Consider the following 13,154-nt stretch of genomic DNA (forward strand, 5'->3'; position numbering starts at 1 on the left):
TCGTGAGATGGCCGTGTCACACCTGACCCCGCAACTGACCCGAGGCGGCCTGAGCCGTGGCCGCAAATCCAAGAATGCCCTGATGGGCGTCATGATCGGCCTCGGCACGGCCCTGGTGGTGGCCCCGCTGATCCTGATTTTCGGTTTTCTGCTGATCAAGGGCGTCGGAGCACTCAACCTCGATTTCTTTCTCAAGAACCCCGCCCCCGAGGGCGAGGCAGGGGGCGGCTGGGCCAACGCCATTACCGGCTCGCTGCTGATTCTGGCGATGGCCGCTGTGCTGGGCGTCGTGGTGGGCGTGGCGGGCGGCATCTTCCTGGCCGAGTTCCCGCGTCACCGCCTGATGCCCACCATCCGGATGCTCAGCGACGTGCTCAGCGGCATTCCCGCCATCGTGATGGGCCTGGTCGTGTATGCGCTGGTGGTCAAACCAATGGGGCATTTCAGCGCCATGGCGGGCGGCATCGCGCTGGGTCTGCTGATGGTGCCGATTGTCGTGCGGACCACCGAGGAAGTGCTCAAGCTGGTACCGCTCTCGGTGCGCGAGGCGGGGCTGGCGCTCGGCCTGCCGCAGTGGAAAGTCATTCTGAGCATCGTGCTGCCCGCCGCCAGTGGCGGCATCATCACCGGGCTGATGCTGGCGCTGGCCCGCGTGGCGGGTGAGGCTGCCCCGCTACTGTTCACAGCGTTTGGCAGCAATCTGGTCAACCTCAATCCATTGCAACCCACCAGCGCCCTGCCGCTGCAAATCTACATCGGGGCCACCAGCGCCTACGACGAAAACCAGCGGCTGGCCCAGGCCGGAGCGCTCTTGCTGATCACCCTTATCTTCGTGACCTCGCTGCTGGCGCGCTTCGCCAACCGGCCGCGCCGCTAGCCCTCAAAGCTCCCCCCAGAGGACTCTCCATGACCCAGCTTCTCACCGCCAGCAACGTCGATATCTATTACGGCAGCAAACAGGCTGTCAAACAGGTCAACCTGAACGTCGAAAAGGGCAGCGTCAACGCCCTGATTGGCCCTTCGGGCTGCGGCAAGACCACCTTCCTGCGCGCCATCAACCGGATGCATGATTTGACGCCCGGCGCACGGGTGGAAGGCCAGATTCTGCTCGACGGCCAAGACATCTATTCCAGCGGCATCGATCCGGTGGAGGTGCGCCGCCGAGTGGGCATGGTGTTTCAAAAACCCAATCCCTTTCCCACCATGAGCGTCTTCGACAACGTGGTGAGCGGCCTCAAGCTGGCCGGAATGCGCGATCAGCGGGCCCTGATGGAAATCGCCGAGCGCTCCTTGCGCGGCGGGGCGCTGTGGGACGAGGTCAAAGACCGCCTCAAGTCGCCCGCCACCGGGCTGTCGGGTGGGCAGCAGCAGCGGCTGTGCATCGCCCGCGCCCTGGCCGTCGAGCCGGAAATCCTGCTGATGGACGAGCCGACCTCGGCACTCGACCCGGCCAGCACCGCCAAGATCGAGGACCTGATGACCGAACTCAAAAAGGTCACAACCATCATCATCGTGACCCACAACATGCACCAGGCCGCCCGCGTCTCGGACACCACCAGCTTCTTCCTCAACGGCGACCTCGTCGAGCACGGCCAGACTGACCAGATCTTCACCTCGCCGCGCGACGAGCGCACCGAGGCGTATGTCACGGGCCGCTTCGGCTAAACTGAACCGCAGTCTTCCTCTGGAGCGAGACCATTTGGCCTCGCTCTTCTTGCCGGTTTCTAAACCACCTCGCCGCCCGTTCATGACATCCCCTTCACCCAGGCAAGGCAGACTGAGTTTCATGACCATCAGCCCCCACACCCCCACCCGGGCGCAACTCACTGCCCGCTTTCTGCGGATGCTCAGCATCACGCTCGAGCAGATGTCACTCTTGCAGGGCGCGGTGAGTCGTGGCGCGTTCGCGGGCCTGGCGAGCCGCACCGCCGAACTGGAGCGCGAGACCGACCTGCTGGAAGACGAACTCGAGGAACTGTGCCTCAGCGCCCTGGCCCGGCCCCTGACCGAGACCGAGCTGCACTTTTACGTGATGGTGTTTCGCAGCCTGGCCGATCTGGAGCGGGTCGGCGACTACGGGCGGCAGGTCGGACGCGATCTGGAAGCGCTCGAACCGCTGGCCCAGACGGCGGCGCTGCAAGACGTGTTGCCGATGGCGCGCTTGCTCAGCAGCATGTTGGAGCGGCTGGCCTACGCCTTCGCCGAGCGTGACCTGGCCGGAGTCAGGGATGTGATGCGGCTCGACTCCGAGCAGGTCGACGCCCTCTACGAGCAACTTCAACGCGCCTCACTGACGCGCATTCTGGAAAACCCGGAAGACATCGGCGCGGCGCTGACCGCCACCCGGATGGCCCGCAGCCTGGAGCGGCTGGGTGACCATGTGGTCAACGTGGCCGAGCGGCTGGAAGCCAACATGTTGCAGGCCGGGGACTGAACCAAACCTGGTCGCCCTGGCCTGCTCCCGAATCGATTTTTACTCGGCCCAGCGCTTGAACACCAGCACCGCGTTCTGGCCGCCGAAGGCAAATGAGTTGCTCATGGCGTAGTCCACCCGCTGCTCCCTGGCCCCCTCGGGAATGAAGTCCAGATCGAGTTCGGGGTCGAGGTCGCCCGCCAGATTGATGGTCGGCGGCAGAATACCGTCGTGCAGCGCCTGGGCCACCGCAATGGCTTCCATCGCTCCTGCCGCGCCCAGCAGGTGCCCGGTCATGGACTTGGTGCTGCTGATCGCCAGCTTGTAGGCATGGTCGCCGTAAACGCTCTTGATCGCCAGCGTCTCATTGAGGTCGTTGGCCGGAGTGGAGGTGCCGTGCGCATTGATGTAGCCGACCTGCTCGGGGTTCACGCCGCCCGACTTGAGCGCCTGACGCATGGCGATCTGCGCGCCCCGGCCTTCCGGCGCGGGCATGGTGATGTGGTAGGCGTCGGCGGACGTGCCGTAGCCGACCACCTCGGCATAAATGGTCGCGCCGCGCTTCTTGGCGTGTTCCAGTTCTTCGAGCACCACCACCGCGCCGCCCTCGCCCAGCACGAAGCCGTCTCGGCTAGCGGCAAACGGTCGGCTGGCGCGCTCGGGATCATTGTTGTGCGAGGCGGTCAGGGCATGCATGTTGCCAAAGCCGCCAATGCTCAGTCCCGTGATGGCCGCTTCCGCGCCGCCCGCCAGCATCACGTCGGCCAGGCCGAGCTGAATGATGCGCGAGGCGTCGCCGATCGCGCCCGAGCCGGTGGCGCAGGCGGTGACCACCGTGCTACTCGGCCCGGTGGCACCGAAGCGCATGGCGACGTGCCCGGTGGCCATGTTGGCAATCATCATCGGAATGAACAGCGGGCTGATGCGCGAGGGACCGCGCTCCACCATCAGCTTGGCCTGGTCCTCGAAGGTCTTCATGCCGCCGATGCCGCTGCCAACCAGCGTGCCGGTGCGCTCGCCTGCCAGATCTTCCTTGCTGAAACCGCTATCCTTCACGGCCAGCTCAGCGGCAGCCAGCGCCAGTTGCACATAGCGGTCGAGCTTCTTGCCTTCCCGCGCCTCGATGTAGGGACTGAGGTCGTCGTGAACCTCTCCAGCGATCTGCGCCCGGCACATGCTGGCGTCGAAATGGGTAATCGGGCCGACGCCGCTCTTGCCCGCCCGCTGCGCCGCGGCGAAGGTGCTGGCCCCCAGGCCAATCGGGCTGACCGGTCCCAGTCCGGTGATGACCACTCGTTTGATGTCCATCGTCATGTCCTCCAACCTTGCTGCCCGCTTACCGGGGTGAACCAGAATCGGGGGCGAACGCGGCTCTCCGCATCCGCCCCCGATTTCCCCCGGCCCGGGGTGTGTGGCCTCAGCCTTACTGCTGGCTGCCGATGTAGTCCACGGCGGCCTGCACCGTGCGGATGTTCTCGGCGGCCTCGTCACTGATGGTCACGCCGAACTGGTCTTCCAGGCCCATGATCAGCTCGACGGTCTCCAGGCTGTCCGCGCCGAGGTCCTCGACGAAGCGGGCCTCGGGGGTGACCTTGTCGGCCTCAACGCCGAGCTTGTCCACAATCACGTTCTTGACTTGTTCGTAAGTATCCATGCTAGTTCCTCCAGAGTGGTGTGCTTTCAGCTTGCGACAGTCTACACGGGCCGGGCAACCGGAGGAAGAAGCCAGCGCCGAGTCTAAATCAGAGAAGAAGCCTGGAGTTGCCCATTATGCGGGCTGCCTCCCTGCAAAATGCGGGTACAGGTTCAGTGCGGGTACAGCCCGCCGTCCACCCCGATGACCTGCCCGGTGATGTAGCCCGCCGCGTCGGAGGCGAGGAAGCCCACCAGCGCGGCCACGTCTTCCGGCTGTCCCAGGCGGCCCAGCGGAATGGCGGCCACATAGCCCGCTTTCTGCGTTTCACTCAAGGCATTGGTCATGTCGGAGGCGATGAAGCCGGGGGCCAGGGCGTTCACGGTGATGTTGCGCCCGCCGTACTCCTTGGCGAGCGCCTTGGTCAGCCCGATCAGGCCTGCCTTGCTGGCCACGTAGTTGGCCTGACCGGGGTTGCCCATCAGCCCTACCACGCTGGACACGTTAATGATGCGCCCAGCACGGGCGCGCATCATGATCTTGATGGCGGCCCGGCAGGCGGCAAAAGCGCTGCTGAGATTGGTCTGAATCACGGCGTCCCAGTCCTCGTCTTTCATACGGATGGCCAGGCCGTCACGGGTGATTCCGGCGTTGTTGACCAGCACATGCAGCCCGCCCATCTGGGCCGCCACGTCTTCGACCAGTTTGCCCGCGTTGGCCGGCAGCGAGAGGTCGGCCATGAAAGTCTGGGCAACGCCGCCCGAAACGCGAATCTGACTGGCGAGGGCCTCGGCTTCCTGGCTGCTGCGCCCGTAGTGGACAGCCACCGCAAAGCCGTCACCGGCCAGCTTGAGGGCCATCGCTTTGCCGAGACCCCGCCCGGCTCCGGTGACAAGGGCGACGCGTTGGGTGGAATGGAGGTTGGTCATGAGGCCTCTTTGGTGAGCTTGAATGAGGTAGATGTGTCTGGAAACGAGCACTGCCAGGCCCAGCGAAAAGAAACCGCGTCGTTGCCGTAGGCGAAACACCTCAACTTCAAGTCGGCCAGGCCCGAGCGCTGCAACGTCAGTTGCGCCATTTCCGGAGCCGGCATGAGCTGAGCTTTCAAGTAGCTATGATATGACCCGCCCGCCACGCTGCCCGACACCGTCAGCGCCTCGCTGCCCAGACTGCCGGTTCCCGACACCTGGTACTGACGGGTCGTGTCGTCGGTGGCGGTCAGTTGCAGCTTCAATGCCTGGCTGGCCGAGACGTCAGCGCTCCACGCTCCGCGCAGCACGCTGGGATGGGCGGCAAAGGAAACGGGAACCGGTTTGAACCCGACTTCCCGGCTGCACGCGGTGGCCGCTCCAGCCACCGGAATCGCCGGGACAAGTTTTTTCACGGTGGATGCATTGTCTCTGATGACTGGCCACGCCACAAGCTCAAGCACAGCGCTCACAGCTCGAATGCCTGCACCTGCGCCAGCGTGCCCAAATTCATCACCCGAGCTTCGGGCAAAATCCGTTTGACCAAGCCGGTCAGGACCGTGCCTGGGCCGAACTCCACGAACACGTCCGCGCCCAGCTCGGCAAGCTGGCGAATACTCTGCACCCAATGCACGCTGCCGGTGATCTGGTCGATGAGGAGCTCCGGCACGATTGAAGAATCGCTGACAGCCTCGGCATTCACGTTGGCCACCACCGGAAAGGCCATCTGGCCGAGTTGAGCGGCCCGCAGGTCGGGGGCCAGCGCCTCGGCGGCGGGCTGCATCAGCGCGCAATGAAAAGGGGCGCTGACCTTGAGCAGAATGGCCTTGAGACCGCGTGCCTTGAGCTGGGCCGCCGCCTCATCCACCGCCGCCTTCTCGCCGGAAATGACGGTCTGGGTGGGCGCGTTGTAATTGGCGGGTTGCACGCCTTCCAGCCCTGCGCAGACTTCCTCCACCGCCCCCGGGTCGCCCATGATGGCGGCCATCGCACCGACGCCAACCGGCACGGCTTCCTGCATCAGCTCGCCGCGCCTGCGGGTCAGCCGCAGGGCCGCTTCCAGACTCAGGGTCCCGGCGGCAACGTGGGCGCTGTACTCGCCCAGGCTGTGCCCCGCCGCCGCGAAGGGCGTAAGGCCCGTGTGCGCTTGCCAGGCCCGGTAAGCGGCGAGGCTGGCCGTCACCAGGGCGGGCTGCTGGTTGGCCGTCAAGGTCAGGGCATCGAGCGGCCCCGCCTCAATCAGGGCAGACAGGCCCGGCAGCGTCGTCTCGGCTGCCCCGAAGACGTCGCGGGCAGTGGGAAAGTCAGTCAGCAAGTCGGCGCTCATGCCGACAGCGTGCGATCCCTGACCCGGGAAGAGGGCCGCGATCTTCATGTCGTCACCTCGGCGGGCACTGCTCTGGCTGCCTGATGCTTGGTGCTGTCATACCACCTGAACGTCCCCGCGCCCCAGCTCAGGCCGCCGCCGAAAGCCACCATCAGCACCTGCTGGCCGTCTTTGATGCGCCTGTCCTGAACGGCCTCAGCCAGGGCCAGCGGCACCGACCCGGCGGAGGTGTTGCCGTAGCGCTCCAGATTGACCACCGTTTTGCTGAGTGGAATGCCCAGGCGATCACAGGCCGGTTGGATGATGCGGATGTTGGCCTGGTGGGGAATCAGCCAGTCCACGTCGCTGGCACTCAGTCCGGCCTTGTGCATGGCCGCCTTGCTGCTGTCCACCATCACGCGCACCGCGAACTTGAACACCTCGCGGCCATTCATGCCGGTGAATTCACCCATCTTCAGACCGCTGGGCAGCTCGGTCGCCATGCAGCGAATATAAAGGCTGTCAGCACCCGAGCTGTCGGCTCCTAGCACGAACGACTCGAAGCCGTAACCCGGCGGCACCTCGCCGATGACCACCGCGCCCGCGCCGTCGCCGAACAGAATGGCGGTGCCCCGGTCATCCTGATCCACGACCCGGCTAAGGGTGTCGGAGCCGACCATCAGCACCTTGCTGGCTGCGCCCGCCAGGATCAGGCCGTGCGCCACTGAGCAGCCGTAGACGAAGCCGCTGCACGCCGCCGACACGTCGAAGGCCGCCGCGCCGCGCAATCCGAGCTGCCCGGCGATCAGCGCCGCCGTCGAGGGAAACAGCGCGTCGGGGGTGGCCGTGGCGCACACCACCGCGTCCACCCCCGCGAGCGCGTCGGGGAATCGCTCCAGCAGATTTTGCACGGCCCGCACGCCCAGCACCGAGCTGTACTCGCCCTCACTGACAAAGCGCCGTTCGCGGATGCCGGTGTGCGAGACGATCCACTCGTCGTTGGTCTCCAGCCGGGCGGCGAAATCATCGTTAGTCACGATCTTGTCGGGGGCGTAGGCTCCCACGGCGGTGATGCCGATGGACGGCATTGATCTTGGAGCAGCAGGCTGCGACATGGTAGATCCTCCGCCAACTACCCTAGCATTCTTTGAACAGCTGTTCAATGAATTGCAGAGTCGTGAAAACAGGGCGTGGACGGTGCGGCAGCCACAAGCCAATCCCCGAGTCGCCACAACAGTCATCAACCGCCGATAATAAGCTCCATGACTTCCTTCCCGACGCTCCACGATTGCGACCCCGGCAGCGACGACGCCATCACCCTGCTGGCCCTGCTGGGCCGCCGTGACGTGCAGCTGCTGGGCGTCTCCACGACGCACGGCAACGCGCCGCTGAGCGCCACCACCCACAATGCCCGCGCCCTGCTGACGCTGGCAGGCCGGGACGAGGTGCCGGTCTACGCCGGAGCGCTCGGTCCGCTGGTGCGCGAGCCGGTGTACGCGCCGCAGATCCACGGCGTCGGCGGGCTGGGAGGCGTGCCGCTACCCGAGCCGGCCAGGCCCGTCAAAGCCGAGCATGCTGCCCTGGCCCTGGTCCGGCAGCTGTGCGCCCAGCCCGGCGAGCTGACCCTGCTGGCCACCGGACCGCTGACCAATCTGGCGCTGGCCGAGCGGCTCAGACCCGGCGTGCTGAAGGAAGCCCGGCAGATCATCGTGATGGGCGGCAGCTTGGAGAGCGGCGCACCCAAACTCGGCAATACCACTCCCCGCGCCGAGTTCAACGCCTACGCCGATCCCCACGCCTTCGACGTGGTCCTGAAGGCCGGGGCGAACCTCTGGCTGCTCGGGCTGAACCTGACCCGGCAGGTGCAGGTCACGCGGGCACGGGCGCGTCAACTCGCCACGGTCGGCACCGCCGCTGCCCAGACCTGCGCCGCGCTGCTCGACGATTACCTCGACCGCATCGGCAAGCTGGGCCAGAGCGTCGGTGCACTGCATGACCCCTGCACGGCGGCGCTGATGCTCGCTCCTGAGCTGTTCGGGTGGGAGGCGGCCCGCGTGGCAATCCTGACCGACAGCGGCGAAGGGCTTGGCGAAACGGTACGGGCAGACGGCGAGCCGAACGTACAACTGGTGACGCAGGCCGACGAGAACGGAATTTATGCCTTGATCGCCCAGGCGCTGGAACAGCTCCCGTGAACGTAGCGGCGCTGCGGGCCTTCTGCACGCCGTTCTACGCCGAGCCTCACCGCGCCTACCACACCCTTCGGCACGTGGAAGCCATGCTGAGCGCCCTCGAGGAGCGCCGCGCCCTGACGCCAGCACTGGAACTGGCCGTCTGGGGGCATGATCTGATTTACGATCCGGCCCGGAATGACAACGAGGCCCGCAGCGCACAGGCGTTCGGGAAGTGGTTGGCGGAACAGGACACAACGGAGGAACTTCAGCGGGAAGTCGAGGCGCTGATTCTGGCGACCAAACACGACCAACCCCCAGGCTCAGCCGCTGCCACCCTCCTCGTGGACGCCGACCTGGCGGTGTTCGGCGCTTCTGAGGCCGAGTTCTGGGAATATGAGCGGGCCATCCGGCAGGAATATGCGTTCGTACCCTGGCCCGCTTACCGCAGCGGGCGGCAAGCCGTCTTGCAGCACTTTCTGGGCCGCGAGCGGATCTACAGCACCCCAGAATTCACTGGGCTGGAAGCGGCAGCACAGACACACCTGCGAGCCGCCGCCCTCAAGTTGGCCGACTCGCCGGAGGAATGAAAAGCCGCCGTCCCCATCAGGAAACGGCGGTTTCGTTATAAAGCAACGCTCAGTCGGCGGCCTGCGCTTCCTTGGCCGCTTTCTTATCGGCGGCGGCCTCACGCTCCAGCTTGGCCTTGATCTTCTTCAAGCGGAAGCTCTCCTCGCGTTCGCGCTGATCGAGCACGCCGCGAATGAAGCGGATGTCGTTCAGCACGCCGGGAATGACCACCTGTTCCAGCGCGTTGACACGGCGCGAGGTCTTCTTGATCTCCTCGCCGATGCGCCGCAGCTTGGTCTCGGTGGCAGCTACCTTCACCAGCGCGCCCATCACTGTCTGAAAGTCGGTGGCGGCCTGGATGGTGCGCGAGCCGACGTTGATGGGGCTGAAGGCGGCGGCGGTGCTGCGCTCAGGAATCTGCATTTTCGGCACTTTCACGCCGTAGATGCTCTCGATTTCCATATTGACGCTGTACTCGCTGCCCTGCGCCAAGCTCAGGCTCTCGACGGCCTCGGGGCTGTCCCAGGCTTTGGCCGAGAACAGCGAGACATACGCGCCCTTGCTAACGCCCGACAATTCCTCGCGGGCGGCCAGCGCGTCCTTGACCAGCGCGAAGAATTCGCCGATCAGGGCGTCGCGCTTGCGCTTGAGCAAATCTGCACCGCTGGTGGCGGTTTTCAAGCTGGCTTTGGCGGCCAGCAGGGCGCTACGGGTAGGACTGATATCTGCCATACATTCACCTCCTCTTCGGGGTGTGGGCTGGGGAATTCAGGCAGAGCGTAGCCCTGCATCCCCCAGCCGAGCGCTTTACATCCGGTTGCCCTTCCACATCTCGTCGACCTTGGTGCCGTAGTACTTGTCGATGGAATCCTTGCCGATCCGCGTCAGCTGCGACTGCGGCAACTTGCTCAGAATGCCCCAGGCCACCGTCATCGAGTCCTCGATGCTGCGGTCCTGTCCACCCTGGCCGATGAAGTAGTTCTCGAAATCCTCGGCAAAGCGCAAAAACAGCTTGTCGTTCTCGGTCAGCGCGTCCTCACCGGTGATAGCAACGAGCTTGCGCAGATCAAGGCCGTTGGCGTAGGCGGCAAACAGCTGATCGGAAACGTTCTTGTGGTCGGCACGCGTCTTGCCCTTGCCGATGCCGTTGCCCATCAAGCGCGACAGGCTGGGCAGCGGATTGATCGGCGGGAAGATGCCCTTGCTGTTGAGCGTGCGGTCCACCACGATCTGCCCTTCGGTGATGTAGCCGGTCAGGTCAGGAATCGGGTGGGTGATGTCGTCATCGGGCATCGAAAGGATCGGCAACTGGGTCACCGAGCCGGGCTTGCCCTGAATGACGCCCGCGCGCTCGTACAGCGAGGCCAGATCGGTGTACATGTAGCCGGGGAAGCCGCGCCGTCCGGGAATTTCCTCGCGTGCGCCGCCGATCTCGCGCAAAGCTTCGCAGTAATTGGTCAAGTCGGTCAGGATCACCAGCACGTGGTAGCCGTGCTCGAAAGCCAGGTACTCGGCGGTGGTCAGGGCCATGCGCGGGGTCAGAATGCGCTCGACGGTGGGGTCGTCGGCCTTGTTGAGAAACAGCACGGCGCGGGCGAGTGCCCCGGTGCGCTCGAATTCCTGGGTGAAGAAGCTGACCTCGCGCTGGGTCAGGCCCATGGCCGCGAAGACCACCGCGAACGGCTCTTCCGAACCGGGCACCTTGGCCTGACGGGCGATCTGGGCGGCCAGCTCGTTGTGCGGCAAGCCGCTTCCGCTGAAGATCGGCAGCTTCTGGCCGCGAATGAGCGAGGTGTTGATGTCGATGGTGCTGATGCCGGTTTGGATGAACTCCTCGGGCTTGGCGCGCGAGGCTGGGTTCATGGCCTGACCGTTGATGCTGCGGCGCTCGTCGGCGATCACGTTGGGCAGGCCGTCGATGGGGCGGCCCAGGCCGTCGAAGCGGCGTCCGATCATGTCTTTGGAGACGCCCAGACGGGCCACGTCTTCGACTAAACTCACCGAGGCGGTGGCCAAATCCAAGCCGCGCGTGTCCTCGAAAATCTGGATGACGGCGTGCTCGTCGGACACTTCGATGACCTGTCCGCCGCGAATACGCCCGTTGCCGTCCTTGATGTTGACGATGGCGTTGTAGGCCAGGTCGGACGCCGCGTTGACGAACAGAAGTGGCCCGGAGATATAGGCGACGTCGTTGTATTCCTTCTGGAGCAGGGTCACGCGTTGACTCCTTGGGCCGGTTTGGCTTTGAAAGTGATGTCCAGCTCATCCATCAGTCCCTCGGCGTAGGCCATGAAGTCGGCCTCGGCGACGTAGCGGGCGCGGCTGAGCTTCTCGATCACCGGATTCTGAATGATCTCGTCGATGGTGGCACCGTTTTTCAGGCTGGCGTCGGCCTCGTCGTAGAACTTGAGCATGGTCTTCATCAGGCCATAGTTCTTGGGCATGGAAGCCGAGGCGTCCACCGGGTCGAAGCCGTTCTGCTGGAGGAAGTCCTGCCGGAGCATGCGGCCCGCCTCGATGACCAGACGCTCGCTGTCTTGCAGGGCGTCGGGGCCGACGAGCTGCACGACTTCCTGAAGGCTGGCTTCCTGCTGGAGGATGTTCTGAATGCGCTGACGCAGTTCGGGGAAATCCTCGGCCACGTTCGCGCGGTACCAGCTGTCGAGAATCGGGGTGAACAGGCTGTAGCTGCCGTTCCAGTTGATGGCCGGGAAGTGGCGGCGGCGGGCCAGGCCCGCGTCGAGTCGCCAGAACGCGCCGGTGATGCGCAAGGTGGCCTGGGTCACGGGTTCGGACATGTCGCCGCCCGCCGGCGAAACCGCACCGATCACGCTGACCGCGCCGTCCTCGCCCGCCAGGGTGCGCACCGCGCCGGCCCGTTCGTAGAAGGCAGCCAGACGCGCCGAGAGGTACGGCGGGTAGCCTTCTTCGGCGGGCATTTCTTCCAGGCGCGAGCTGATCTCGCGCAGCGCCTCGGCCCAGCGGGAGGTGCTGTCGGCCATCAGTGACACCGAGTAACCCTGATCACGGAAGTACTCGGCCAGGGTGATGCCGGTGTAGACCGAGGCCTCACGCGCCGCCACCGGCATGTTGGAGGTGTTGGCGATCAGGATGGTGCGGTGCATCAAAGGCCCGCCGGTCTTGGGGTCTTCGAGTTCGGGGAACTCGACCAGCACGTCGGTCATCTCGTTGCCGCGCTCACCGCAGCCCACGTACACCACGATGTCGGCGTTGCCGTACTTGGCGACCGACTGCTGGGTCACGGTCTTGCCTGAGCCGAAGGGACCGGGAATCGCCGCCGCGCCGCCCATCACCAGCGGAAACAGCACGTCCAGAATCCGCATGCCGGTCAAAAACGGCAGGCTGGGGTCTTTCTTGAGGGCCACCGGACGCGCCGCCCGCACCGGCCAGTAGTGGGCCAGTCGCAGCGCGGTGCCGTCTTCGAGTTCGGCAATGGTGTCGTCGATGGTGTAGTCGCCCGCCGCCACGATGCTCCTGATGCGGCCCTTCTTGTCGGGCGGCGTCAGGATCTTGTGGGTAAAGGAGAACTCCGGCACCGTGCCGAGGATGGCGCTGCCGCCGACCTCGTCACCCACCTGCACGCTGGGCGTGAAGGCCCACTTCTTGGTGCGGTCGAGTGAGCTGACCTCGATGCCGCGCGCGATGAAGTCGCCGGACTGCTCACGGATCTTGTCGAGCGGGCGCTGAATGCCGTCGTAGATGCCGTTGAGCATCCCCGGCCCGAGTTCGACGGAGAGCGGCAAGCCGGTCGAAACAATCGGCTCGCCGACGGTCAGGCCCGAGGTGTCCTCGTAGACCTGCACGAAGGCGGTGTCGCCGTCCAGCCGGATGATCTCGCCCACCAAGCGCTCGTCGCCGACGCGAACGATGTCAAACATCTTCGCGCCGTACATGTTCCGGCCAATCACGGCCGGTCCGGCGATGCGCTCGATGACGCCTTGCTTGTGTTGCGTCATGGTTACTCCTTAAAAAGAGGTCTAGAGGTCAAAGGGTCTGAAAGTCTACGGGAAGATCGGAAGGACTTCAGTAACCGAACACCGCAGACCTTCCGACCCTTGGCCCTGTTTATGGC

14 protein-coding genes are annotated in these 13,154 nt (G+C 65.2%); 5 read left to right on the plus strand and 9 right to left on the minus strand.

What is annotated here, in order from left to right:
* Nucleotides 1-7: 7 nt before the first annotated feature.
* From pstA to GUI70_RS01140, 3 genes are all read left to right on the plus strand, one after another.
* Nucleotides 8-877, plus strand: coding sequence for a phosphate ABC transporter permease PstA (gene pstA / locus GUI70_RS01130; protein ID WP_161880427.1), 870 nt, complete (start codon nt 8-10; stop codon nt 875-877).
* A gap of 29 nt (nt 878-906) precedes the next feature.
* Nucleotides 907-1,665 carry a phosphate ABC transporter ATP-binding protein PstB gene (gene pstB, locus GUI70_RS01135; protein ID WP_161880428.1) on the plus strand — a complete coding sequence of 253 codons (759 nt, stop codon included), beginning with the start codon at nt 907-909 and terminating at the stop codon, nt 1,663-1,665.
* A 121-nt stretch (nt 1,666-1,786) separates the two neighbouring features.
* Nucleotides 1,787-2,434: a phosphate signaling complex PhoU family protein gene (locus tag GUI70_RS01140; RefSeq protein ID WP_237724621.1), complete on the plus strand. Its 648-nt coding sequence runs from the start codon at nt 1,787-1,789 to the stop codon at nt 2,432-2,434.
* A gap of 39 nt (nt 2,435-2,473) precedes the next feature.
* On the opposite strand, the gene fabF is transcribed toward GUI70_RS01140, so the two are convergent.
* The 6 genes from fabF to GUI70_RS01170 all read right to left on the minus strand — a co-directional run bounded on the left by fabF (nt 2,474) and on the right by GUI70_RS01170 (nt 7,435).
* Entirely contained in the window at nt 2,474-3,727 is a 1,254-nt protein-coding gene (fabF, locus tag GUI70_RS01145; protein ID WP_161880429.1) for a beta-ketoacyl-ACP synthase II, read from the minus strand.
* 109 nt (nt 3,728-3,836) lie between these two features.
* Nucleotides 3,837-4,067 carry an acyl carrier protein gene (gene acpP, locus GUI70_RS01150; RefSeq protein WP_161880430.1) on the minus strand — a complete coding sequence of 77 codons (231 nt, stop codon included), beginning with the start codon at nt 4,065-4,067 and terminating at the stop codon, nt 3,837-3,839.
* 152 nt (nt 4,068-4,219) lie between these two features.
* Nucleotides 4,220-4,975, minus strand: coding sequence for a 3-oxoacyl-[acyl-carrier-protein] reductase (gene fabG / locus GUI70_RS01155; protein WP_161880431.1), 756 nt, complete (start codon nt 4,973-4,975; stop codon nt 4,220-4,222).
* Nucleotides 4,972-5,430 (minus strand): hypothetical protein, encoded by a 459-nt coding sequence (locus tag GUI70_RS01160; RefSeq protein WP_161880432.1) that lies wholly within the window; start codon nt 5,428-5,430, stop codon nt 4,972-4,974. The genes fabG and GUI70_RS01160 overlap by 4 nt, the downstream gene beginning before the upstream one ends.
* 53 nt (nt 5,431-5,483) lie before the next feature.
* On the minus strand, nt 5,484-6,389 hold the full coding sequence (gene fabD / locus GUI70_RS01165) for an ACP S-malonyltransferase (RefSeq protein WP_161880433.1): 906 nt from the start codon (nt 6,387-6,389) through the stop codon (nt 5,484-5,486).
* Nucleotides 6,386-7,435 carry a beta-ketoacyl-ACP synthase III gene (locus GUI70_RS01170; protein ID WP_161880434.1) on the minus strand — a complete coding sequence of 350 codons (1,050 nt, stop codon included), beginning with the start codon at nt 7,433-7,435 and terminating at the stop codon, nt 6,386-6,388. Before GUI70_RS01170 ends, fabD begins: the two co-directional genes overlap by 4 nt.
* A gap of 147 nt (nt 7,436-7,582) precedes the next feature.
* Here GUI70_RS01170 and GUI70_RS01175 point away from each other — a divergent pair, with 147 nt between their 5' ends.
* Nucleotides 7,583-8,515 carry a nucleoside hydrolase gene (locus GUI70_RS01175; protein WP_161880435.1) on the plus strand — a complete coding sequence of 311 codons (933 nt, stop codon included), beginning with the start codon at nt 7,583-7,585 and terminating at the stop codon, nt 8,513-8,515.
* Nucleotides 8,512-9,081, plus strand: a complete 570-nt coding sequence (locus tag GUI70_RS01180; RefSeq protein WP_161880436.1) for an HD domain-containing protein — start codon at nt 8,512-8,514, stop codon at nt 9,079-9,081. The genes GUI70_RS01175 and GUI70_RS01180 overlap by 4 nt, the downstream gene beginning before the upstream one ends.
* Before the next feature lie 49 nt (nt 9,082-9,130).
* Here the strand turns inward: GUI70_RS01180 and GUI70_RS01185 are convergent, their stop codons facing one another.
* The 3 genes from GUI70_RS01185 to GUI70_RS01195 all read right to left on the minus strand — a co-directional run bounded on the left by GUI70_RS01185 (nt 9,131) and on the right by GUI70_RS01195 (nt 13,038).
* Nucleotides 9,131-9,793, minus strand: a complete 663-nt coding sequence (locus GUI70_RS01185) for a V-type ATP synthase subunit D (RefSeq protein WP_161880437.1) — start codon at nt 9,791-9,793, stop codon at nt 9,131-9,133.
* Between the two features lie 75 nt (nt 9,794-9,868).
* On the minus strand, nt 9,869-11,278 hold the full coding sequence (locus GUI70_RS01190; protein WP_161880438.1) for a V-type ATP synthase subunit B: 1,410 nt from the start codon (nt 11,276-11,278) through the stop codon (nt 9,869-9,871).
* Complete coding sequence (locus GUI70_RS01195) at nt 11,275-13,038, minus strand: V-type ATP synthase subunit A (RefSeq protein ID WP_161880439.1); 1,764 nt, start codon at nt 13,036-13,038, stop codon at nt 11,275-11,277. The genes GUI70_RS01190 and GUI70_RS01195 overlap by 4 nt, the downstream gene beginning before the upstream one ends.
* Nucleotides 13,039-13,154 lie beyond the last annotated feature (116 nt).

The sequence above is a fragment of the Deinococcus alpinitundrae genome (assembly GCF_009982895.1).
Classification (GTDB): domain Bacteria; phylum Deinococcota; class Deinococci; order Deinococcales; family Deinococcaceae; genus Deinococcus; species Deinococcus alpinitundrae.